25 protein-coding genes and 2 tRNA genes are annotated in these 22,470 nt (G+C 30.0%); 25 read left to right on the top strand and 2 right to left on the bottom strand.

Features of this window, described 5'->3' with window-relative positions; all coding sequences use genetic code 11:
* Genes ACKRLN_RS05125 through ACKRLN_RS05095 form a run of 7 tightly spaced genes read left to right on the top strand, consistent with a single transcriptional unit; the run spans position 1 to position 7,688 of the window.
* Complete coding sequence (locus ACKRLN_RS05125; protein WP_416334474.1) at positions 1–531, top strand: Gx transporter family protein; 531 nt, start codon at positions 1–3, stop codon at positions 529–531.
* Complete coding sequence (gene radC / locus ACKRLN_RS05120; RefSeq protein WP_203126879.1) at positions 515–1,195, top strand: RadC family protein; 681 nt, start codon at positions 515–517, stop codon at positions 1,193–1,195. Before ACKRLN_RS05125 ends, radC begins: the two co-directional genes overlap by 17 nt.
* Positions 1,196–1,207: 12 nt before the next feature.
* On the top strand, positions 1,208–2,218 hold the full coding sequence (locus ACKRLN_RS05115) for a rod shape-determining protein (RefSeq protein WP_416334473.1): 1,011 nt from the start codon (positions 1,208–1,210) through the stop codon (positions 2,216–2,218).
* Positions 2,219–2,224: 6 nt separating this feature from the next.
* Positions 2,225–3,115, top strand: coding sequence for a rod shape-determining protein MreC (gene mreC / locus ACKRLN_RS05110; RefSeq protein ID WP_416334472.1), 891 nt, complete (start codon positions 2,225–2,227; stop codon positions 3,113–3,115).
* Positions 3,108–3,596 (top strand): rod shape-determining protein MreD, encoded by a 489-nt coding sequence (gene mreD, locus ACKRLN_RS05105; protein WP_203126884.1) that lies wholly within the window; start codon positions 3,108–3,110, stop codon positions 3,594–3,596. Before mreC ends, mreD begins: the two co-directional genes overlap by 8 nt.
* Positions 3,597–3,607: 11 nt before the next feature.
* Positions 3,608–7,051 carry a penicillin-binding transpeptidase domain-containing protein gene (locus ACKRLN_RS05100; protein WP_416334471.1) on the top strand — a complete coding sequence of 1,148 codons (3,444 nt, stop codon included), beginning with the start codon at positions 3,608–3,610 and terminating at the stop codon, positions 7,049–7,051.
* Positions 7,052–7,061: 10 nt separating this feature from the next.
* Positions 7,062–7,688: a hypothetical protein gene (locus ACKRLN_RS05095; protein ID WP_416334470.1), complete on the top strand. Its 627-nt coding sequence runs from the start codon at positions 7,062–7,064 to the stop codon at positions 7,686–7,688.
* Between the two features lie 9 nt (positions 7,689–7,697).
* Here the strand turns inward: ACKRLN_RS05095 and ACKRLN_RS05090 are convergent, their stop codons facing one another.
* Positions 7,698–7,955, bottom strand: coding sequence for a GIY-YIG nuclease family protein (locus ACKRLN_RS05090; RefSeq protein ID WP_203126890.1), 258 nt, complete (start codon positions 7,953–7,955; stop codon positions 7,698–7,700).
* Complete coding sequence (locus ACKRLN_RS05085) at positions 7,952–8,557, bottom strand: regulatory protein RecX (RefSeq protein ID WP_416334469.1); 606 nt, start codon at positions 8,555–8,557, stop codon at positions 7,952–7,954. The genes ACKRLN_RS05090 and ACKRLN_RS05085 overlap by 4 nt, the downstream gene beginning before the upstream one ends.
* Before the next feature lie 346 nt (positions 8,558–8,903).
* On the opposite strand from ACKRLN_RS05085, the gene ACKRLN_RS05080 reads away from it, so the two are divergent.
* The 18 genes from ACKRLN_RS05080 to smc all read left to right on the top strand — a co-directional run bounded on the left by ACKRLN_RS05080 (position 8,904) and on the right by smc (position 22,448).
* Positions 8,904–8,980, top strand: a tRNA-His gene (locus ACKRLN_RS05080).
* Between the two features lies 1 nt (position 8,981).
* A tRNA-Leu gene (locus ACKRLN_RS05075) sits at positions 8,982–9,067 on the top strand.
* 139 nt (positions 9,068–9,206) lie between these two features.
* Entirely contained in the window at positions 9,207–9,923 is a 717-nt protein-coding gene (gene pyrH / locus ACKRLN_RS05070; RefSeq protein WP_416334468.1) for a UMP kinase, read from the top strand.
* Positions 9,924–10,484 carry a ribosome recycling factor gene (gene frr, locus ACKRLN_RS05065; protein ID WP_416334467.1) on the top strand — a complete coding sequence of 187 codons (561 nt, stop codon included), beginning with the start codon at positions 9,924–9,926 and terminating at the stop codon, positions 10,482–10,484.
* A 1-nt stretch (position 10,485) separates the two neighbouring features.
* Positions 10,486–11,583, top strand: a complete 1,098-nt coding sequence (locus tag ACKRLN_RS05060; RefSeq protein WP_416334466.1) for a type II secretion system F family protein — start codon at positions 10,486–10,488, stop codon at positions 11,581–11,583.
* Between the two features lie 8 nt (positions 11,584–11,591).
* Positions 11,592–11,969 (top strand): type IV pilin protein, encoded by a 378-nt coding sequence (locus ACKRLN_RS05055; protein WP_416334465.1) that lies wholly within the window; start codon positions 11,592–11,594, stop codon positions 11,967–11,969.
* 2 nt (positions 11,970–11,971) lie between these two features.
* On the top strand, positions 11,972–12,676 hold the full coding sequence (locus tag ACKRLN_RS05050; protein WP_416334464.1) for a prepilin peptidase: 705 nt from the start codon (positions 11,972–11,974) through the stop codon (positions 12,674–12,676).
* A 4-nt stretch (positions 12,677–12,680) separates the two neighbouring features.
* Positions 12,681–13,109, top strand: a complete 429-nt coding sequence (locus ACKRLN_RS05045; RefSeq protein ID WP_296141910.1) for a pilus assembly FimT family protein — start codon at positions 12,681–12,683, stop codon at positions 13,107–13,109.
* Positions 13,096–13,446: a competence type IV pilus minor pilin ComGE gene (gene comGE, locus ACKRLN_RS05040; RefSeq protein ID WP_296141908.1), complete on the top strand. Its 351-nt coding sequence runs from the start codon at positions 13,096–13,098 to the stop codon at positions 13,444–13,446. The genes ACKRLN_RS05045 and comGE overlap by 14 nt, the downstream gene beginning before the upstream one ends.
* The gene (locus tag ACKRLN_RS05035) at positions 13,418–13,930 is read left to right on the top strand and encodes a type II secretion system protein (protein WP_416334463.1); all 513 of its coding nucleotides are present in this window, start codon (positions 13,418–13,420) and stop codon (positions 13,928–13,930) included. Before comGE ends, ACKRLN_RS05035 begins: the two co-directional genes overlap by 29 nt.
* The gene (locus ACKRLN_RS05030; protein WP_203126904.1) at positions 13,927–14,409 is read left to right on the top strand and encodes a hypothetical protein; all 483 of its coding nucleotides are present in this window, start codon (positions 13,927–13,929) and stop codon (positions 14,407–14,409) included. The genes ACKRLN_RS05035 and ACKRLN_RS05030 overlap by 4 nt, the downstream gene beginning before the upstream one ends.
* 56 nt (positions 14,410–14,465) lie before the next feature.
* On the top strand, positions 14,466–15,656 hold the full coding sequence (locus ACKRLN_RS05025) for an acetate/propionate family kinase (protein WP_416334462.1): 1,191 nt from the start codon (positions 14,466–14,468) through the stop codon (positions 15,654–15,656).
* 72 nt (positions 15,657–15,728) lie between these two features.
* Positions 15,729–15,908 carry a 50S ribosomal protein L32 gene (gene rpmF / locus ACKRLN_RS05020; protein ID WP_203126906.1) on the top strand — a complete coding sequence of 60 codons (180 nt, stop codon included), beginning with the start codon at positions 15,729–15,731 and terminating at the stop codon, positions 15,906–15,908.
* Positions 15,909–15,956: 48 nt separating this feature from the next.
* Entirely contained in the window at positions 15,957–16,940 is a 984-nt protein-coding gene (gene plsX, locus ACKRLN_RS05015) for a phosphate acyltransferase PlsX (protein ID WP_416334461.1), read from the top strand.
* Positions 16,930–17,154: an acyl carrier protein gene (locus ACKRLN_RS05010; RefSeq protein WP_203126908.1), complete on the top strand. Its 225-nt coding sequence runs from the start codon at positions 16,930–16,932 to the stop codon at positions 17,152–17,154. Before plsX ends, ACKRLN_RS05010 begins: the two co-directional genes overlap by 11 nt.
* Entirely contained in the window at positions 17,154–17,864 is a 711-nt protein-coding gene (gene rnc, locus ACKRLN_RS05005) for a ribonuclease III (protein ID WP_416334460.1), read from the top strand. The genes ACKRLN_RS05010 and rnc overlap by 1 nt, the downstream gene beginning before the upstream one ends.
* A complete protein-coding gene (locus ACKRLN_RS05000) occupies positions 17,857–18,948 on the top strand; it encodes an elongator complex protein 3 (protein WP_416334459.1) in 1,092 nt (363 codons plus the stop codon). Before rnc ends, ACKRLN_RS05000 begins: the two co-directional genes overlap by 8 nt.
* Positions 18,930–22,448, top strand: a complete 3,519-nt coding sequence (smc, locus tag ACKRLN_RS04995; protein ID WP_416335381.1) for a chromosome segregation protein SMC — start codon at positions 18,930–18,932, stop codon at positions 22,446–22,448. The genes ACKRLN_RS05000 and smc overlap by 19 nt, the downstream gene beginning before the upstream one ends.
* Positions 22,449–22,470: the final 22 nt, after the last annotated feature.

Raw genomic sequence — 22,470 nt, 5'->3', positions numbered from 1 at the left:
ATGCGAGATATAAAAAAAATTACAAATATAGGACTACTTACTGCTATGGCCCTTGCCATTTCGTTAATTGAACATATGATTCCAATTCCAGTTCCAATACCTGGAGCAAAACTTGGTTTTTCAAATATGATTATTTTGCTAACCCTATATTTTTACGGTTTGAAATCAGCACTTTTAGTAGGAATACTAAAATCTTTTTTACTAATGCTTATTACTGGATCTGTGACTGCATTTTTCTATTCATTTGCTGGAGCGATCTTAGCATCCATTTCTATGGGACTTTCTTTGAAACTTTTAAATAAATTTTCATCATTTATCGGTATTTCTGAAATTGGAGCATTTTTTCATAATCTTGGTCAAATACTAGTTGCCGCAGTTTTTATGGGCAATATAAAGATGCTAATATATTTTCCAGCTTTAGTAATGATGGGTGTTTTCACAAGTTTTTTTGTAGGTCTTAGCGTAAATTATGTTGCAAGTCATATGGATAAATTAAATATCGGAGATATTAAAAATGAAAAAGGCAATTAAGGATTTTGATGTAGACGATAGACCAAGGGAGAAATTAATCAGCAAGGGTGCAAATAGCTTAACAGATGAGGAGCTTCTTGCTATCATTATTTCTACTGGTACTAAGGAAAAAAATGTAATCGAACTTTCTAGAGAAATTTTAGAAACTTTTTCTTATGAAAATTTAGCCGATATTGAAGTCAGTGAACTTACAAAAATTAAAGGGATAAAGTCAGCAAAAGCAAGCTCAATTGTAGCATCCCTTCGTTTTGGGCAGAGGGTTGCCCAAAAAACTATTGAAAAAAAGATTACAAAAATAAAAAATAGTGATGATATCTATCAATATTTAAAAAATGAGCTTCAAGAAAAGAAAAATGAATACTTTTATGCTATCCTTTTAGATACTAAAAATGTTATAATATCTAAAGAAGTAATTAGTATAGGCATACTAGATGCATCAATTGTTCATCCTAGGGAAGCCTTTAAAACTGCTATCAAAAAATCAGCAAAATCAATTATTTTTGCTCATAATCATCCAAGTGGAGATTTTACACCATCAAAAGATGATTTTAAAACAACCCAAAGACTATTTGAAGCAGGCGAGATATTAGATATAGAAGTCTTAGACCATATAATTATTGGTAAGGACGGATACTATAGTTTTAAAAAAGAAAATTTTATATAGGAGCAAATGTAGATGAATTTAAGAATGGTTGCCACAGATTTTGCTATAGATCTGGGCACTAGCAATATTTTAGTTTATAAAAAAAATGAGGGTGTAATTATAAATGAACCTTCGATGATAGTTTTAGATCAACATAATACTAAGGTTTTGGCCATTGGACAGGAAGCTAAAGATATGATTGGTAAAACCCCATCAAGTATTCATGTTGTAAAACCAATAGAAAATGGAGTGATTACTGACTTTAACCTCACTGAAGCAATGCTAAAACATTTTTTTAATCAAGTAAATCCAGGTACATCTATTTTCCAGCCAAAAGTTGTAATTTGCGTACCAAGTGGAATTACAGACATTGAATCACGCGCCATAGAAGATGCAGCTCTTCATGCTGGCAGCCGTGATATTATTTTAGTTGACGAATCATTAGCAGCAGCATTCGGTATGGGACTTACTCCAGAAGATCCTAAAGGGATTATGCTTTTAAATTTAGGAGCAGGAACTAGCGAAGTAAGCGTAATTTCTCTAAATGGTGTAGTTACAAGTAAAACCATTAATAAAGGTGGGGATTACATAGATGATGCAATCATTGATTTATTTAGAGATAAAAAACGTCTAGACATAGGCAGGCAAACAGCTGAAGATATAAAAATAAATCTTTTAAGCCTGAGGATAAAAGATGGGGAAACATCAATAACTGTTGATGGTAGAGATTTATTATCCGCTGCACCAAAGACTGTAGATGTCAAAAGCAAAGACCTAGTAGAATGCATAATGCCTTATGCTGATGAAATTGTAAACATGATATATGAAGTTTTAGAAAAAGTACCACCAGAACTTACAGCTGACATCAAAAAAGATGGATTTGGTTTAACTGGTGGACTAAGTCAAATACGTGGACTTCGAGAGTATATCGAACACAAACTAAATCTATCTTCCTATATATCTGATAATCTAGAGACAGATGCTATCCTTGGTGCTGGTAAAATCTTGGAAGATCCAGATAGATTTTTTAAATATCGTAAGTAGGTAAAAATGGCATATAGAAGAATTAAAAAATCCAACAAATCTTTTATAATTACAGTCCTAGCGCTCTTAATAGTAATGGGAGTTTCTTCACAAACTGATGCTCTTTCAGGTGCTGGATCAAATATTGCAAATACAATATTTAAACCAATAGAGGGTGTTACATACTCGGTATCATCAGAAATAATGAATCAAATTGAAAGAACAGTTGGTTCTAAAGAAACCAGAGCAGAAGTAATGAGACTTGAAGCGGAGAATAGATCGCTAGTAATGGAAAATGCTAGACTTACATCTGTAATAAATAAAGAGGACTTTTTGAAAAATGAGGCAGAGGCTGTAGATAGTTCAAAAAATGAATACATTAAAGCAAATGTTGTAAACTCTGATGTAAGTTCTCTAACCAGCAATTTTACAATAGATAAGGGGAAAAAAGATGGTATTAAACAAAATGATATTATCTTACAAGCTATTGGAGATAGTAAATATTACACAGGATTAGTAGGTAAAGTTACTGAAGTATTTGAAAGTACAGCTCGTGTTGAAACAATTAATAATCAAGCAAATGACGTATCCTTTATAAACACCAGAAGTGGTGACTATGGGGTTATTGATAAATTTACATCAAGAACTATTCAAGGATATATGCTAGATGTAGAAAGTGAAGCAAAAAATTCTGATGTAGTAATGACAAGTGGTCTAGGTGGAGTATATCCATATGGTATATATATTGGGACAATCAGTAATGTTTCAATGAGTCAAGATTCACTTAGAAAAAATATTACAGTAGATTCACCAGTAGATTTTTCACATGTTTATAGAGTTTTAGTACTTAAAGGCAATAATTCTTATGAAATAGATGAAAAAGCTAATGGAGTAGAGGAGGAGAATATAAGTGAATAAATTTAAAACTTTTTTAGTATTTTTAATATCTTTTATTCTCCAAACAACAATTTTTTCTAAAATTGATATTTTTGGAGCTAATATTAACATTATGATTCCAGCAATAGTTGCTCTTTCACAAATATTGGGCAATAAAATTGGACCATATGGGGCGATGATTACAGGATTAATTGAAGATTTTCTATTTACTAACCTAGTAGGTCCTAGAGCCTTATCATATTTTTTGGTAGGATCATTTGTTTCAAGTGATAGACTTAATTTAGCAAAAGATAAACCAACAGGTCTTGTCATGACATTTTTTGCAAGTATTTTTAACTTCTTGCTTTTAACATTAATTTATTTTATATTTACTGGACAAAATAATTTGATGAATTACTTGCCAACACCTTTACTAGTTGAATCTATATTAAATACACTTATTTACTTTATTTACTATTATATAGTTAAGAAAATAATGTATATACCAACATATAGGATTTAGGAGTTTTTAAAGTGAGGAAGATAAAGGAAAGACGATTAGTATTTATTCAAATTCTTGTAATTCTCCTAATGGCCGTTATAATCGGTAGGCTATTTACAGTTATGATTGGCCAGGGAGATTATTATAGAGACTTATCAGATAATAGAAAAGTAAAAGAGGTAGATGAAATTGCAAGCCGTGGTAATATTTATGATAGAAATGGGAAAATACTTGCAACAAGTATCCCATCTTTTGCTGTTCAAATTTATAAGGACCAACTTCAAGAAGTAGAAGAAAAAGACAGAATAAAAAATTTAGGAAAACTTGTTAATATCCTAGAGGCTGATGGAGTAAATTATACAGATGATTTTGCTTTAAAATTAAATTCATTTGTATATAAAAGAAAAGAAGATTATTTTATCTTAGGCCAAATGCCTACAGAAGTAGCAGTATCAACAATAATAGACAATGATCTTGTAAGAGACTTTTTAACTACTGTATACAAAGATGAAAATATTGAATATGAAACTATGAGCACAGCCTTGCTTGCACTAAAAAAACGTGGAATTGATATTCCAGCAAATGTTAGTCAAGAAGATGGTCAACTAAAAATGGCTTATAGGAAAAATTCAAAAAACAAACTTAAAGCAGTCGGATATAGCGAAGACCAAGCTCCTATAGATGTTGTAGTTGATGCTGTAGGAAACGATAGATCAGTCTTGCTTTCAATTTTACAAAATTCAAATGCTAGAAGGTTGGCATATGATCTTCTCAAAAATGCTAATTTACTAGGAAGCATTGAAATGGAACCATATGTTGTAAAAGCAAATGAAGATATGATTGAAAAAAAGGCTAAATTATCAAAAGTATATCCAGAAGTTACACTAAAAAGTGAACCAAGTAACGATTTTTACGAGATAGTAAAAACTTCAACGATAAATGATGTTCTTAGCCAAGCTAGTGTAAAAGATGATGGATCTTATGTCATTCCAGCTGATATGCTTATTCAACAGCTAGAAAATCTAGGGATTTATGCAAACTTTGAGACTGAAGTTATTACGGAAACAAAAGATGAAAAAAATACCTATAAGGTAAATATTAATTTTAAAAATCCACAAGCGGGATCACCAGTAGATGAGCTTGCTAGAATTGCCGATGAAAATAATTTGCTAAAACCACTTATTTTATCTGAAGATATAAAATATATGGCACAAAATGCAAACACACAAAACAATATTTATCCATCCATAGATATTTCTGAAGATGATCCAGATGATTGGGACTATACATTTAATATCGAAAAAAATAATTTTTATACTTATTATGCAGGAAAAGATAAGATAAATGACCTTGATAAAGTTGTTTCAATACTTGAAAATGAACAAGACGCTAAGGAAATCTTAAATTATCTAAAGAAAATCAATGGTCTAGAAAATTATTCTGATCTTGAAGCACTAGGTATCCTAACTATAGACAATAAAATTAATCGTCAAGGAAACTTTGGATATCGACCAATCAACTTAGTTTATAATATTGACGAATCCACAGTTTTAAAAATAGAAGAGAATATTGATTCGACTGCGGGCATCCAAGTAGATACCATACCAATTAGATCTTATCCAAATAGATATTTAGCAAGTCATATCCTAGGATATATGGGACCAATTGCGACAGCTGAAGAAGTAGATAAGTATGTAAATGAACGTGATTATTTACGTGATGAAATCATTGGTAAGACAGGTATCGAAGAATCATATCAAGATAACTTAAAGGGTAAAAACGGTAAATCATTAGTAACTGTAGATTCAGCAGGAAATAGAAAACAAACTATATCTCAAACGCCTTCAGAACCGGGTGATGATTTATATTTATCAATTGATGCTGATCTTCAAGAACAAGCTGAGAAATCATTAGAAGGTGTTTTGGAAGCAATAAGTAAAGGCTACCAATATGAATCAGATTATGGAAGCTTTATGCCACTTAGACAGGCTCCTCACGCATCAAGTGGTGCAGTTGTAGTGTCAAATGTAAAAACTGGGGAAGTCTTAGCTATGGCTTCTTTCCCAGATTATGATCCAAATTTATTTTCTACTGGTATTTCTCAATCAGACTGGGAAAGTTTACAGGTAGAAGAAGATAGTGGGCCACTTGTGCCTCGTCCAATGCTAAATATTGCAACACAAACTGCCGTTATGCCTGGATCAACATTTAAATTAGTAACAGCACTAGCAGCATTAGAAAGTGGATTAGATCCACAAGCAGTAATTACAGACTATGGTTATGTAGAAGTAGGTAACCAGAGATTTAATAACTTAGCTTGGACAGAATATGGTATAACTCAAGGTGAAGAAAATTTATATGGGGCAATTAGAGATTCTAATAACTATTATTTCTATGTTTTAGCTCTTGGGGAAAATCCGCATGATGGTAAGTCCATAGGTACAAAACTAGACTTAAATGATATTAGGATTGCAGCAGAAAAACTAGGACTCGATCAACCGACAGGTATTGAGGTGAATATACCAAAAGAAACAACTGGAAATATACCATCAGTTGGTAAAAAAGTTGAAATTACTAAGATGATGCTACAAAGTTATCTAGAAGAAAAATTGCCAGTATATCTAAAGGATGGAGTAAAAAAATCTAGAAGCGAATTTGAAAGTGATGTCCTAGAAATTGTAAAAATGACTGCAAATCCAAGCCAATGGACTCGTAAAAATATAATTGAGTTTTTAGATGAAAAAGGTTATGACGCAGAGATAGCAAAAGGTGAAGACAGAGCAGGTCTTACTGATACTATTAAATACACATATTTAAACCAAGCTGAATGGGATATTACAGATATGCTAAACATTGTAATCGGCCAAGGGCAAAATTCTTACACCCCGATTCAGATGAATAGGGCTATTGCTACTCTTACAAATGGTGGTTATTTAAATAAATTTACCCTAGTAGATAAGGTTACAAATCATGATTCTGGGGATATATTGTTTAACAATGTACCTGAAAGATCAAGGATAGATATAAAGGATAAAAAATATCTTGAAGATATTAAATACGGTACACTTTTAGTATCTCAAAATAACAAAATATTAAATCAAATGCCGGTAGATATAGGTATCAAAACAGGTACAGCAGAAGTAGAAGGTAAAAACCTAGATGGAACAGACTATGATTCTTATGCATGGCTGGTAGGTTTTGCACCATATGATGACCCAGAAATTTCAATAAGTATAGTCCTCACTCAAGGTGATACATCATACAATGCAACTCCAATTATGAGAGATGTAATTTCCAAATATTTTGACCTAGACGTTTATCTTACAAATTCCGGAGATACTCCAAATGATGCAGATATTGCAGAACTTGGTGATTCTGTAGCAGATGATCAGCAAGGATTGCCTGAAGATAATCAAAATAAAGAAGATAAAGATATAAAAGAAGATAATGATAGTGCCGATGGTACTCCAAACTAAAGGAAGAAAAATGAAAGTTTATATTATAAATGGTCCAAAAGCTATTGGAAAAACTGATTTTTCAGTAAATTTAGCTGAGCACTTACAAGAAAATAATAAAGTTTTATTACTCCAAGGAAAGCGCGCCACAAGCTCAAACATTGAAGATTATTTTCAAAAAGATGGGATGATTACTTATGATTTGGCAGATTATTTCACAGGGCTAGCACCACTTGAAACAGTGCTAGTTCATGAAAATGATAATCTAGACTTTATGATAAGCCCTCTTTTAGAAGATAAATATGAAATCAAAGGGGAAGATATTAATAATCTCTTAAATGATATTTCATATGATTATGTTGTCATCGATGGAGTAGATAAAAACTTAATTTCAAATAAGACTTCAGTAGACATTATTGGAGAAAATGATTTGGGATTAGTAAATGATAGCGATACATTTTTTATAAATAAAACATCAGATAATTTTGATATCAGAAACCATAAAGATACTATCGATGGCAAATCATCAAGATATCTTGGATCTGTAAAAACAGGAGAATATTTTAAAAATGTTATTGATAATCTAATTTCTGAAAGAGAAGTAGAAATTCCAAAACTAGGATTTTTTGAAAAATTGAAGGCTAGTTTTAGAAGATAAAAATAAGGACTAAGTTAGATTAAAATTTCTAACTAAGTCCTCTTTTTTTGCCTTTGATAATTTTTTTATTGCAATTTCTCTCTTTAAAGCCTCAGATTTATTAGATATTTCTTCATAATAAACTAATTTGCAGGGTCTTTTTGATCTGGTATATTTTGCGCCCTTTCCAGAATTATGTAAGGCTAATCTCTTTTTTACATCAACACACCATCCAGTATACAATGAGTCATCCTTGCATCTTAAAATATATACATAACCATAAGTCATTTAAAAAGTTCACCAACTACTTTATTAATGATATCAAATTCAAAACCCTTGCCCGCTAAATATCTATATACTTTTTGTTTATTTTCAATTGAAAAATCATCTCTAGCTTTTTTAAAAGCAAAATTGTAGGCGTTTTCGTATTCTTCGTCATAATTTATTTTTTCTATATAAGTATCTATCAATTCATCACTAATTCTTTTAGATTTTAGAGAATAACGTATTTTATTTTTACCCCATCTAGCAATATTGTGTTTATCAGCTACATAGGATTTTACGAAAAGATCATCATTTAAGATTCCATATTCATTTAGAAAATCTATTGTTTTTTGAATTGCTTCATTAGAAAAGTCATTATCTTTTAATAATTTTTCTATTTCAAAACTAGTTTTTTGAGCGTAGGATATTTTTCCAAGTGCAAAGTTTTTTGCTCTATTAAACTCATCGTCATTTAAAATTTCTTTATATATATCAAAATCAAGCTCATCATCTATATTTAATTGTAAGTCATTGTATAAATCATATGATATATTAAAATTCTCACCAGATATGGTTAGGATTACTAAGTTATATTTATCAGAATAATCTATAGCCTCTATAATCATAGACCAGCAAATGAAGCATAAGCACTATACAAAATAGGGGCAACCATGGCAATGGCAATAATTACTGCAAATATTTTTAGTATTGTTTTATTATTTTTCATCTAATTCACCTCTCATATATTCTACTATATATCTTGTAAAATACACTTTCAGAAAGTTTTTTAAAAAAAATCAAAAAAAGCTTGACAAGCTATGGGTAAAAGTATTATAATTATTTTTACAGTTAAGAATGCATGGATGGCCTTTAATTATGCAGATAAATCTTATGTAAAGTAAATGTAAAAATTATATTAAAAAAACTTGACATAAATTTTATATAGTGTATAATAGTAAGGGTAATGACCTGGTGGGTATGGTCCAGTTGGTTAAGACACCTGGTTGTGGCCCAGGAGGCCGTGAGTTCGAATCTCACTACTCACCCCATGCGGGATTGGCGGAATTGGCAGACGCGCTAGACTTAGGATCTAGTGAGAATTTCTCGTGAAGGTTCAACTCCTTTATCCCGCACCAATAAATATTTAAGCCGTTGTTAGTTCAACGGTTTATTTTTTTGTCTAAAAATGTATTTCTTAATATTTATATAAATTTTAAAGCCCCTATGTTAAAATTTTCTAAAATAGGTTATAATTTATATTAATAGGAGGCAGTTTTGCAAAAATTTAAAAGAGTTGTATTAAAATTAAGTGGTGAGGCCCTCGCAGGTACCAAGGGCTTTGGATTTGATGATGAAGTTATAGAAAACATTTGTGCATCTATCAAAAAAGTTCATATGCTTGATGTTGAGATAGCAATTGTAGTTGGTGGTGGTAATTTTTGGAGGGGTCGTTCTGGAGCTCAAATAGAAAGAGCTAGCTCAGATACTATTGGTATGCTCGGTACTGTTATGAATGGTTTAAGGATCCAAGGCAGTCTTGAAGAGATGGGTATGGATACTAGACTTATGACAGCCATAGATATGAAAGAAGTTGCTGAACCATATATAAGACGCAGGGCTATAAGACATTTAGAGAAAAATCGTATAGTAATTTTTTCTGCAGGAACTGGATTACCATATTTTTCAACAGATACTACAGCTAGCCTACGTGCTCTAGAAATTGATGCAGATGTAATCCTTCTAGGAAAAACAGGTACTGATGGAATATATGATAAAGATCCAAATCTTTTTGATGATGCAGTTAAATATGACAAATTAACATATAAAGAAATATTGCAACAAGAAATCAAAATCATGGATACCACAGCAACTAGTCTTGCTATGGATAATACTATGCCACTTATTGCGTTTGGAATAGATGACCCTAGCAATATGGTAAAAATTTTCACGGATGAACAAGCTATCGGTACAATTGTAAAGGAGAAATTTTAAATGAATTATGAAGAAATTAAATCATCAGCTGATAAAGATATGAAACAGGCTGTTGAGTCATTCGAAAGTAGAATAGCAAATATTAAAGCTGGACGTGCTTCAGAAGCAGTTTTAGATGGTATTACTTTTTCATATTTTGGAAACGAAACTCCAATTAATCAAGCTGCGACAATAACTATTCCAGAGGCTAGACTTTTAGTTATCAAACCTTGGGATAAAACAAATGTTGGACCAATCGAAAAAGCTATTATTAAAGCAGATATTGGTATCAACCCACAAAACGATGGAGAAGTTATCAGACTACCATTCCCAGCTCTTACTGAAGAAAGACGTAAAGAATACACAAAAGAAGTAGGAAAATACGCAGAAGATGCAAAAGTTTCTATCAGAAATAAAAGACGTGATGCAATGGATGAAGTGAAAAAAAGTGAAAAATCTGGGGATATCACAGAAGATGATAGATTCTCACTTGAAGAAGAACTTCAAAATCTGACAGACAAACGTATCGAAGAAGTAGAACAATTAGCTGATAAGAAAAATAATGAATTATTAACAGTTTAATGTGGCTAATTTAAATTTAAATAAAATAAAAGAATTTTTAAATAAGGATATATCCTCTAGCAAGATTGATAGCAGGATTATGTCCTTATTTTTAAAACAATTATCTTTACTAATTGGGGCAGGTGTTCCACTTGATAGGAGTTTAAAGATAATTGAACAACAAAAGCTAGATAAAAAACTCAGCAATGCTCTCCACCAAATAAATTTCGACTTATCAAAGGGACTATCAATAAACGATGCCTTTAATCGCAACAAGAAATTTTTTAATCCCATGTTAGTAGCTTTTATAAAAAGTGGAGATCAGAGTGGGCGAATGGCAGAAGTTCTTGATGAACTATCTACCTACATAAACGAAGAAAGCAAAAATAAAAATATAATCAAACAAGCACTTACATATCCCATTATGCTTTTATTTGTTATGATTATCATAATTGTAATCATAATGAATTTTGTTTTGCCAACTTTTGAAGGGGTATTCGAATCTTTCGGCAAAGATTTACCAACATCTACAAAAATTTTGTTGGAAATTTCGAGATTTATTTCTAATTATGGATTTTATATAATAATATTTCTTCTTGCAATTGTATTTAGTATTTTAATTTTAAGAAAAGATAATGAAACTAAGCTTAAGATAGATAAATTTGGTTTCTTAAAATTACCATTTTTTAAGTACAGAAGATTAAGCTTGGAATATCAACTTACATCCTTACTTTATATTCTAAAAGCTGGAGATGTCGATATAGTAACTAGTTTAGATATTATAAAAGAATCATTTAAAAATCAATTTGTTAAACAAATCTTCAATGAAATAATAATTGATCTAAAAAAAGGATTTAGTCTTAGTTCTAGTTTATCTAGTAAAAAAATATTTTCACCTCTATTGATATCAATGATAAAGATTGGTGAAGATAGTGGAGAGATGAGATCAGCCTTAGAGAAATCAAGTGAATATTTTGCCACAGATTATATTTATAAGCTTCGTCATATTTCATCTCTTGCAGAACCTGTGATGATAATTGTGATGAGTATAGTAGTTGCTTTTGTAGTTTTTGCCATAGCATTGCCAATATTTGAATCGGTAAATGGGGTTGGATTTTAGGAGTGAAAATGAAAAATAAAAAGAAAAAAGGATTTACTTTAATTGAATTAGTAATTGTAATAGCAATTATAGGAATTTTGGCTGCAGTAGCCCTTCCAAAATATAATAATTCAAGACTTGCTGCTGCTGAGGCTGCTCATAAAAGTAATGTGCAAATGTTAAAGTCTGCTGCGCTTTTAAGAAGAAATGAGATGAGCAATGCAGATAAAGAAATTAATTGGAATGAAGGAGATTCCGATCATAAAAACTATGTAGAAAAATGGCCGAAAATTCCTGTTGGGTTAAAGGATTCTAGTGGAAATACTCCAAATGGATATACTGTTACAATTTCACCTCAGTCCATTATTGTTAGTCCAGAGGAAGATTATTTTAAATCAAATAATTAATTGTGGTCTATATTTTATTATTTTTCCTAGGAGCGATTTTTGGATCATTTGCAAATCTAGTTATAAATCGCACAATCAAAGAAGAAAGCATAATAAGTCCTCCCAGCCATTGTGACAATTGTGGCCACAGATTACAAGCCTGGGATTTAGTTCCTATATTAAGTTTTATATTTTTAAAAGGTAGATGTAGATATTGCAAGGGTAAAATTTCAATAGATAACTTAATATTAGAATTCATATCAGGATTGTTTGCTATTATATTCTTCAATCCATTTGAAATAATTAAATCAGGCTTGATTTTTTTGGTAATATTACTTTCACTTATAATAGCAGTTATAGATTTAAAAACTTTTGATATCTATATGAATCAAATTGGGATTTTAGCATTATTAGGCATAATATACAGGTATAATTTCTTAACATTTGATTTAGAGTTTTTTAAAATCACATTTTTATTTATAATTGCATATGTAATAATATATTTGGCATCAAACAAGGGATTGGGAGATGGTGATATTTATTATTATCTAACGCTATTTTTAATATTGCCTAATCAAAAAATTATTTATTTTATACTAATATCAATCTGGCTTGGTGCTATTTCAGGATTAGCTATCGCTTACAAAAATAGAACGCTAAAATCACAAATACCATTTTGTATTTATATATTTATGTCATTTTTAATTTTAAATTTGCCTGGAGTTTAAGTAAATGAAAAAGCGTGGGTTTACTTTAATCGAATTAATAGTAGTTTTAGCTATAATGTCTGCTATACTAGCCATCGGTTTTTTTCGATTTTCAAGCTTACATAAAATAAAATCTGAAATTGAAGTTCAAACTTTGATTAACGATATCCAATATGCAAAAACTAAATCACAAACAACGGGTGATACATCCTACATATCTTTTAATAGGACTAATTACAGAATTGATTCGGGAATTAATTACAAGAAAAGTCGCAAATTAGAGTATATTGAGATGCAAACTTATAACAATCAGCAAGTAAGTTTTTACTCAACAGGGAGTGTTGGTGGCTCGGACACTATTTATTTAAAATATAAGTTTGATCCATTAGACAAAAACAGATATAAGTTAATTATTGCGCCGGTAGGGGGACGAACTAGAATTGAAAAAACATAAAAAGGGTTTCACTTTGATTGAAACCATACTAGCATTAGGGATACTTGCTTTAATCGCTACTTTTCTATTACCATCCTTACAAACTCTTATTAATTCTTCTGATGAATTAAAAGAAGATCCACAAATAATATTTGCTCTTGAAGAGGCCCTAGAAGCTGAGAAATCAAATACAAATCCAAGCTATAATTCAAAAGTAATATATGTAAATGGATATGAAATAACAATTACAAGGTCTATTTATAATAAAGATTTAGATAGAATAATAGTAAAACGAGATAAATATGAGCTTGAACTTTTAGAGGAAAATTATGAGAAAAAAAGGCTTTACTCTAATTGAATTACTAACATCACTAGCTATTGCATCTATCTTAATCTTAACTTCATACATGATTTTTGGAACGAGCATTAATGCTTCAAAAAAAACTTTCACTAACGAGCTCGAATTCAAATCAACATCGGTTGGATTTACATATATAGAAAATATAATTAGAAACTCTTATAAAATAGAAATTACAGAGGATAATGGAGAGAGTAATTGCAAATTTTACATAATTAATAAAGCACAGCCAAATAGTGATCAAGAAATTTCTACATACAGATTTTTGACAGATATTAGCAAATCATCTAATGAAAAAACTTTATTTGCTGAAATAACAAATATCTCAAATCAAGGCTTACGAAATACAAAAGTGCCAATATCAAAATGCGATGACCTTTACTTATATTTTGACGTAGAAAATGAAAGGGTAAAAATTATCATAAATAAGGACAATCCTAGGCTTAGATATGAAACTTTAATAAATGTTGGTAAAAGATTATGAAAAAGGGATTTGTATCAATATTGACTCTATTTGTACTTTTAGTTTTATCCCTTACAATTACATTTGTTTATAGGCAAAATGAAAATACAAATGAGTACATAAGAGATTTGTATAGTAAAAAACAATCTATTTATTTAGCTGAGTCTGTGATGAATAGATTTTTAGTTGAAAATTATGATGAATTAAAGGATATAATCTTAGATGATAATTCTAAGCTTGATAAGAAAAATACAGATAATTATGAGTTAGATAAGTCAAGAAATGTATATTATGAAAATCAAAGATACTATATTAGAATTTGGCACTACAATAATAATGATGAATCGAAGTTACAAAATGTATATAAAGTAACAGTAGATAATGTAAGAGTAGGAAGTAGTAAAGCTAATTCTGAAGCTTGGTTTAAGCTAGTAGAAAATAATGATGATTTGGAAAAAGATAGCAAAAGTATTAAAATGATTATTAGACGTACCTATTGATTTTAAATTTTAGAGGGTACAGGTATAATGTATGTATAAAAATATAAGGAGATAAAATGAAAATATTAGTAATAAATTGCGGAAGTTCATCACTTAAATACCAACTTTTCAACATGGAAAATGAAGAAGTAATGGTAAAAGGACTTGTAGAGAGAATTGGAATTGAAGGAAGCCGTTTAGTTCAAAAAAACAACGGAGATGAATTTGTAATCGAAGAAGCTATGGAAAATCACACACAAGCAGTATCACATGTATTTGATGCACTTGTTGATAGCGAAAATGGAGTAATTAATAGCCTTGATGAAATTGATGCTGTAGGACATAGATTTGTTCACGGTGGAGAGAAAATGACAAAATCTGCCCTTATCACAGATGAAGTTAAAGATGCTATTAACGAAGCAGCTAAATTTGCTCCACTTCACAATCCTGCAAACTTAATGGGACTTAAAGCTTGTGAAGAATTACTACCAAATGTACCTAATGTAGCAGTATTTGATACAGCTTTCCATCAAACAATGCCTGCAAAAACTTATCTTTACGGTATTGACTATAAATACTATGAAGAAGATGCTATTAGAAAATATGGTTTCCACGGAACAAGCCACAATTATATTACAAATAGAGCAGCTGATCTTCTAGGAAAATCAGTTGAAGAAACAAACATCATTTCAGCTCACTTAGGAAATGGATCATCAATTACAGCTGTTAAAGAAGGTAAATCATTTGATACATCAATGGGTCTTACTCCACTTGAAGGACTAGTAATGGGAACAAGATCAGGAGATTTAGATCCAGCAGTAGTAACATACATTGAACAAAAAGATGGAGTTTCTGCTGAAGATATGAGCAACATCTTAAACAAAGAATCAGGTGTACTTGGAGTATCAGGTGTAAGCTCAGACTTTAGAGATCTTGAAGATGCAGCTAAGAATGGAAACGAAAGAGCTCAATATGCCCTTGATATGTTTACTACAAGAACAAAAAGATATATCGCAGGATATATGGCAGAAATTGAAAAAGTAGATGCTATTGTATTTACAGGTGGTATCGGTGAAAACTCAATCGAAATGAGAGAAGAAATCCTAAAAGGATTTGAACAATTTGGTATCAAAATCGACCCAGAAGCAAACAATATCCGTGGCGGCGAACACGTAATTTCTACAGAAGATTCTAAAGTAAAAGTTATGGTAATTGCTACAAACGAAGAGCTAATGATTGCAAGGGATACACAAGATTTAGTAAAATAAAAACCTTGACATATGGGATATCTCAATATATAATATAAAAGATTGCTAAAACTGATAAGAGGAGGTGTAACGATGGCAGTACCAAAAAGAAGAACATCTAAAACTAGAAAAAATAAAAGAAGAGCCTCAGCTTATACTTTGAACAGATCAAACTATGTTGAGTGTCCAAATTGCCACGAGCCAAAACTTCAACACAGAGTTTGCCCAAACTGTGGAGAATATAAAGGCGAAGCAATAATTGATGTAGAATAAGATAGTGTTTAAGCACTATCTTTTTTTATACAAAAAATGAGGAAAATTATGAGAATATTAATAGATACTTATGGAGCAGATGCTGGTGCAAAGCCAATTATCGATGGTACAGTAAAAGCACTTGGAAAACGTGATTTTATACCTGTTTTTGTAGGAAATGATAGGGAAATAAAACTTTTAGTTCACGATAGAATAAAAAATTACGAAATAATTCCTACAAATGAATTTATTTCAAATGATGAAGACCCAGTAAGAGCCATTAGGAAGAAAAAAGATGCTTCCATAGTTTTAGCTTATGAAAAGAGTAAAGAAGAAGGATATGATGGAGTAATTTCTGCAGGGTCTACTGGAGCCTTGCTTGCTGGCGGATTGTTTATTGCAGGAAGAATCCCGGGCATAAAAAGAGCTTGTCTTGCTGCAAACATCCCATCTTTAAATGAAGAAATAACTCTATTGATGGATACTGGTGCAAATATGGATTGCAAGCCAGAATTTTTATATGAGTTTGCCCTAATGGGGAGGGTATATCTTGAAAATGTAATGCACATAACTAATCCTAAAATAGGGCTTTTAAATGTTGGCGTTGAAGAACATAAGGGAAATGCTCTTACAAAAGAGGCTTACAAACTTCTTAAAGAATCTAATATGAATTTCACAGGAAATATTGAAGCCCGTGATTTATTAACTGGAAAAGTAAATGTAATTGTGGCAGATGGATTTGATGGAAATATTGCAATAAAAACAACAGAAGGCGTTTTAAAAAGTTTTGGATCTGAACTTAAAAAATTAATATATTCATCTCCTAAAAATAAAATTGCAGGTGCAATACTTAAAAATGATATAAAATCTCTGGCAAACAAATTTAGTCCAGATGAAGTTGGAGGAGCGCCACTTCTTGGGGTAAAATCTTATGTATACAAGGCCCATGGCAGCACAAATGACATAGCATTTTCAAATGCAATCCTAGGCCTAATAGAATATATAGAAATGAATGTTATAGAAAAAATCGAAGGAGAATTAAATGGTAATTGATGAATTAATCAAACTAGCAAATGATAATCTTGACATAGATTTTAATGATTTAGACATGAATACAAAATTATCAGATCTTGATATTGATTCTATTGATATGCTTGATTTTATAATGCTTATAGAAGAAAAATACGACATAGAATTTGAAGAAGATGAGCTAGATGAAATCGAAAGTTTAGATGATATAGCAAGTCTTATAGAAAGTAAAATTTGATGATAACACAATTAAGACTCGAACAAATAAAAGAATTTGAAGATAAGATTGGCTACACATTCAATGACAAATCGTTGATAGATGTAGCCTTTACTCATTCTTCCTATACAAATGAAGCAAAGACAAATGTAAAAAGCAACGAACGCTTGGAATTTTTGGGAGATAGCGTTTTGGATTTGGTTGTAAGTGAAGTTTTATTTAAAAATTTCAATAACAAACCAGAAGGATGGCTTACAAAAACAAGATCTAGATTAGTATGCACAGATTCTTTTGCAAAAGCCAGTGAAAAATATGACTTAACAAGTTATTTAAATTTTGGAAAAGGTGAAAAGCAACACGGTGGGGGACTAAAAAAACACGTAAAAGCAGATACTTTTGAAGCAGTTTGTGCGGCAATTTATCTTGACGCAGGTTTTGATTATTTGTATGAATTTTTAGTCAAAAATTATACTGATGCTGCTAAGAAAATTATTGAAGACGACTCCATGTTTAATGATTACAAAACAAGGCTTCAAGAATATCACAATGCACATGATAAAAAAATCCTAAAATACACATTGATTAATCAAGAAGGCCCAGAGCATGATAAAATTTTTACTATGCAAGTAAAGGCTGGAGATAAAATTTTGGCAACTGGTGTTGGTAAAAATAAGAAAAAAGCTGAGCAAGATGCAGCTAAAAATGCCTACGAAAGAATAAAAAATGACTAAAAAAGAATATATTATCCCAATTTTTATACCATTTTTAGGCTGCCCACATGATTGTGCCTTTTGCAATCAAATAAAAATTACCAATTATAAAGACAAAATGGATCCTAGCAAAGTAATTGGCGAGATCGAGAAAAATTTAGAATATTTTCCGGACAATGATAATATAAAGGAAATTGCATTTTTTGGTGGATCTTTTACTGGACTTGACCCAGATGTAATGATTGGATATTTAGAAATTGCAAAAGAATACAAAGAGAAGGGAATTATTGATAGAATCAGACTTTCTACTAGACCTGATTATATAAATAATTCTATTCTTGATATACTAAAAGATTACAAAGTTGATATCATAGAGCTTGGAATTCAATCCTTGACCCAGAAAGTTTTGGATGCTAATGAGAGAGGGCACAGTGTAGAGGCAAGTTATGAAGCATCAAAAATGATAAAAAAATATGGTTTTACCCTAGGCCATCAAATAATGCCTGGACTTTTTAACGATACTTTTGATAAAACTATAGAAACTGTTATAAAATCCATAAAATTTGGGCCAGATATTGTAAGGATTTATCCTACACTTGTAATTAAAGATACAAAGCTTGAAATGCTTTATAATGCAGGAATTTATAAACCACTTACTATTAATGAAGCAGTAAAAGTTTCTGCTGAAGCTGCTATGCTTTATAAATTCGCTGATATAAATATTATAAGGATAGGCCTTCAGCCAACAGAAAATATAAATGAAGGTGCAGATGTAGTGGCGGGACCATTTCACCCAGCCTTTAGACAATTGGTAGAAGCTGAAATTTATAAAAAATATCTTGAAGAAATTATAAATAAAAATCATATTGAAAATGAATTTACAATTTATACTAACAATCGCAATATTTCTTTGATAGCTGGAAATAATAAGGCCAACAAGAAGTATTTTTATGATAGATACAAAATAAATCTAAAATTCCAAAATAGTTATGAAGATTTTATTTTATATAATGATAAGAAACTAGAATTCAATATCGACAAATTTATAGAAAATTATGTAAGAAAAAACTACGGCGGTGATTTACTATTAGACTCGAAAGCATAGAACTTAAAGGATTTAAATCCTTTGCAAATAAAACAATAATACCATTTGAAAAACAAATCACAGCCATAGTGGGCCCAAATGGTTCTGGAAAATCAAATATTTCCGATGCTATTAGATGGGTTTTGGGAGAGCAATCTGTAAAATCCCTCCGTGGCGCAAAAATGAATGATGTCATTTTCCAAGGAGCAGAGGGAAAAAATTCATTAAATCTTGCTGAAGTTAATTTAATATTTGACAACCAAGATAAATCTTTGCCTACAGAATACGAGAAAGTTGTAATTTCCAGACGAATCTACCGTGATGGAGAAAATGAATACAAAATTAATGGCAAAAAAGTAAGGCTAAAGGATGTTCGAGAATTATTTTTGGATACCGGCATTGGTAAAGAAGGATATTCACTAATCGGACAAGGAAGAATAGATGAGATAATTAGCTCATCAAACTTTGAGAGAAGAGCCCTTTTTGAAGAAGCAAGTGGTATATCAAAACACAAATATAGACGAGATGAGGCAGGTAAAAAGCTTACAAAAGTAAGCAATGACTTAGAAATTATCGAGAGAGAGTGGGAATATAAATTTAAAGACCTAGAAAAATTATCTAATGAAGCAAAAAATTATGAAAAATGGCAAGAGTTAAGTGCTGATTTGGATAAAAAAGCCTATGGGTATTTAAAAGAAAAATCTGCTAGTCTAATACAAACTAAAGACAAACTAGCTGGTGAAATTAAGGGAATTTCAAAAGATTTAGATGATAAAAATAATAAACTAGAAAAGCTTGGCAAAGACCTAAACCCATTTAACAAACACTTCGAAGAGTTATCCCGCTCTATCGAAGATTTAGAGAAAAATTTATCTAAATCAAAAAAAGTTATTGAGAATAATAAAAATAAAATCGAATTAAATGATAAAGAATTGACCTACAATAAAAAAGATTTAGATAGAATCAGCCAAAACATTTTTACAAATGATGAAAAGTCAAAAAGTTTAAATGAAAAATTAGCTTATGATGATAAAAATCTAAAAGCAAAGTCTGATGAAATAAATAAATCTAAAGATGAAATAAGTAGTTTAAATGATAAGATTAATGACTTAGTTGATGCTAATAAAAAATTAAATACTGATATAAAAATTATAAAATCAGAAGATAAAAATCTATCTGAGCAAATTTATGATTTAGAAATAAATACAAAGACAAATGAACTACTTAAAGAAAAGCACGCAGCGGAAATCAGTGAAAAGCAAGAAAAAATTAAGTCTTTGGATCTTGAAATAAAAGCTATCAATGAAAAAATCGATCGACTTTCTGCGAAAAAAATAGAAAATCTAGAAGTTAGCAAAAATTTAAGTGAGAAAAAAGAAAAGATAGAAAGTCATTTAATAAATATAGAAAATGATATAAATAACTCACAAAAAAGATTAAATAATAACAATATTGAGCTAAAAACATCGATAAATGAATATAAGTTTAATAAAAATCTTATAGATTCTAATGAGGGCTACTTTTATTCTGTTCAGAACTTTTTAAATAAAACTAAGGCAAATAATTTAGACCATTTATATGAAGATACCCTAGCAAATCTTATTAGTGTTAAAAGTGGCTATGAAGAAATAATTGATAATCTAATGGGTCAAGCTGTGCAAAACATAGTAACTAGAACAAAAGATGATAGTAAGACTTTGATAAATTTTGTAAACAAAAATAATATTGGCCGCATCACATTTTTACCGATTGATTCTATAAATTCTTTTGAAAAAGCAAAGCCAAATGAGCCAGAAGTAATTGCAATGGCTAATGAATTGCTAGACTTTGATTCAAAATATAAGTCAATCATAAATCATTTTTTAGGGTCAACTGTCATTGTAAAAAACATTGATGATGCAACAAATTTATCCAAAAAAATTAAGGGATACAGAATTATAACTTTAAATCTAGATGTTATAAATAGTTGGGGATCCATGGTTGCAGGTTCCAATAAAAATAAAAAAACAAATACAGGTATCCTTAATCGCAATAAAAAGTTAGAGCAAAATAAAGAAAAAATAACTGATTTAAAAAAGGTAAATGCAGAAATAAGAAATAAATTAAATGAACTTTTAAATACTAGAAATAATTTATCTACAGAAAATAAAAATGTTCAAGAAAAATTTGAACAAACAAAAATAATAATAAATGATATAAATAATGAAATTTCAAATATATCTTATAAACTGCAAAACCTTAATTTACAAAAAGAGGACTTAAACAAAAATTTAAACATAGTAGAAAATGAAAATTTTGATTTAAATTTAGATGACTTAAAAACTAAAAAAATTAAATATGAAAATTTATTGGCTGAAAATCAGAAAAAAGTAAGCCAGAACGAAGAACAAATAAAAGAATTGCAAGCTAATTTAATTAAAAATCAAAACAGAGTTGAGATTTTAAGTCGAGATATCAATATGATAGAAAATGCTATTTCTGGATTTAAAGCGGAATTATCAAATATATTTGAGAGTAAAAAGATTGAAAGTAAATTAAAAATAGAAACTGAAAATCTAATTACAAGTAAAGAAGCTGAGAATGAAAAATTAAATAGTCAAATAGAAAAATTATCTGCTGAAATAACTGACTTAGAAAAAGAATTAACTAATAAAAAGCAAATCCTAAGTGAAAGTAAGTCAGAAAATGAAAAATTAATAACAATTGCAAAAAAACTTGAAGAAGACTTAAATAAATTAAATATTAAAAAAGTAGAGTTATCATATAAATACGAGTCAGTTATAAAAGATTACGATAATCTTATAGACGAAATAAAACCGTTTTTATCAAAAGAAATTGATGAACTTGATAAGGATTACAAAGACACAAAATTTGAAAAGATAAATAAAACTGATTTGATAAATCTACAAAAAAGTATAAATAATATTGGATATTTTACAGCTGATTCATTAAATAACTACAATGATACAAAAAAAGAGTTTGACTTTATTGATAGCCAAGTAAAAGACTTAAAGCAATCAAAAATAAATATTGAAAAGCTAATTAAAAGTCTAGAAGATGAAATGAAAGATGAGTTTAAGAAAAACTTTGACATAATCAATAACAGATTTACTGAAATATTTAAAGTCTTATTTATGGGTGGAAATGCTAGGCTAAAACTCGACAGCGATGATGAGTTATTAGCAGGTGTAGAAATCGAAGCTCGTCCACCATCAAAATCTTTAAAATCCATATCATTATTATCAGGTGGGGAGAAAGCCCTAACGGCAGTTGCACTTTTATTTGCAATTTTTGAAACAAATCCAGCACCATTTGCAATACTTGATGAAATCGATGCAGCACTTGATGAGACAAATATAAAAAGATATATAGAATACCTAACATCACTATCAAAAAATTCTCAATTTATAATGATAACTCATAGGCAAACAACCATGCAGCTTGCAGAAAAAATCCATGGAGTTACTATTGGTGATGATGGTATAAGTAAGGTATACTCAATAGACTTTGATGAAAATTGATTAAATACTTGGCAAAAAGTAA

Source organism: Anaerococcus sp. AH8042_DFU013_CI05 (genome assembly GCF_047936775.1).
Classification (GTDB): Bacteria; Bacillota; Clostridia; order Tissierellales; family Peptoniphilaceae; genus Anaerococcus.
The sequence above is the reverse complement of the archived record's forward strand: the minus strand, read 5'-3'. Positions and strand labels throughout refer to the sequence as shown.

Coding starts and splice junctions, on each gene's coding strand:
- ACKRLN_RS05125 (WP_416334474.1), top strand. CDS start 1: ATGCGAGATATAAAAAAAATTACAAATATAGGACTACTTACTGCTATG.
- radC (WP_203126879.1), top strand. CDS start 515: ATGAAAAAGGCAATTAAGGATTTTGATGTAGACGATAGACCAAGGGAG.
- ACKRLN_RS05115 (WP_416334473.1), top strand. CDS start 1,208: ATGAATTTAAGAATGGTTGCCACAGATTTTGCTATAGATCTGGGCACT.
- mreC (WP_416334472.1), top strand. CDS start 2,225: ATGGCATATAGAAGAATTAAAAAATCCAACAAATCTTTTATAATTACA.
- ACKRLN_RS05095 (WP_416334470.1), top strand. CDS start 7,062: ATGAAAGTTTATATTATAAATGGTCCAAAAGCTATTGGAAAAACTGAT.
- ACKRLN_RS05090 (WP_203126890.1), bottom strand. CDS start 7,955: ATGACTTATGGTTATGTATATATTTTAAGATGCAAGGATGACTCATTG.
- ACKRLN_RS05085 (WP_416334469.1), bottom strand. CDS start 8,557: ATGATTATAGAGGCTATAGATTATTCTGATAAATATAACTTAGTAATC.
- frr (WP_416334467.1), top strand. CDS start 9,924: ATGAATTATGAAGAAATTAAATCATCAGCTGATAAAGATATGAAACAG.
- ACKRLN_RS05055 (WP_416334465.1), top strand. CDS start 11,592: ATGAAAAATAAAAAGAAAAAAGGATTTACTTTAATTGAATTAGTAATT.
- ACKRLN_RS05045 (WP_296141910.1), top strand. CDS start 12,681: ATGAAAAAGCGTGGGTTTACTTTAATCGAATTAATAGTAGTTTTAGCT.
- ACKRLN_RS05035 (WP_416334463.1), top strand. CDS start 13,418: ATGAGAAAAAAAGGCTTTACTCTAATTGAATTACTAACATCACTAGCT.
- ACKRLN_RS05030 (WP_203126904.1), top strand. CDS start 13,927: ATGAAAAAGGGATTTGTATCAATATTGACTCTATTTGTACTTTTAGTT.
- ACKRLN_RS05025 (WP_416334462.1), top strand. CDS start 14,466: ATGAAAATATTAGTAATAAATTGCGGAAGTTCATCACTTAAATACCAA.
- rpmF (WP_203126906.1), top strand. CDS start 15,729: ATGGCAGTACCAAAAAGAAGAACATCTAAAACTAGAAAAAATAAAAGA.
- plsX (WP_416334461.1), top strand. CDS start 15,957: ATGAGAATATTAATAGATACTTATGGAGCAGATGCTGGTGCAAAGCCA.
- ACKRLN_RS05010 (WP_203126908.1), top strand. CDS start 16,930: ATGGTAATTGATGAATTAATCAAACTAGCAAATGATAATCTTGACATA.
- rnc (WP_416334460.1), top strand. CDS start 17,154: ATGATAACACAATTAAGACTCGAACAAATAAAAGAATTTGAAGATAAG.
- ACKRLN_RS05000 (WP_416334459.1), top strand. CDS start 17,857: ATGACTAAAAAAGAATATATTATCCCAATTTTTATACCATTTTTAGGC.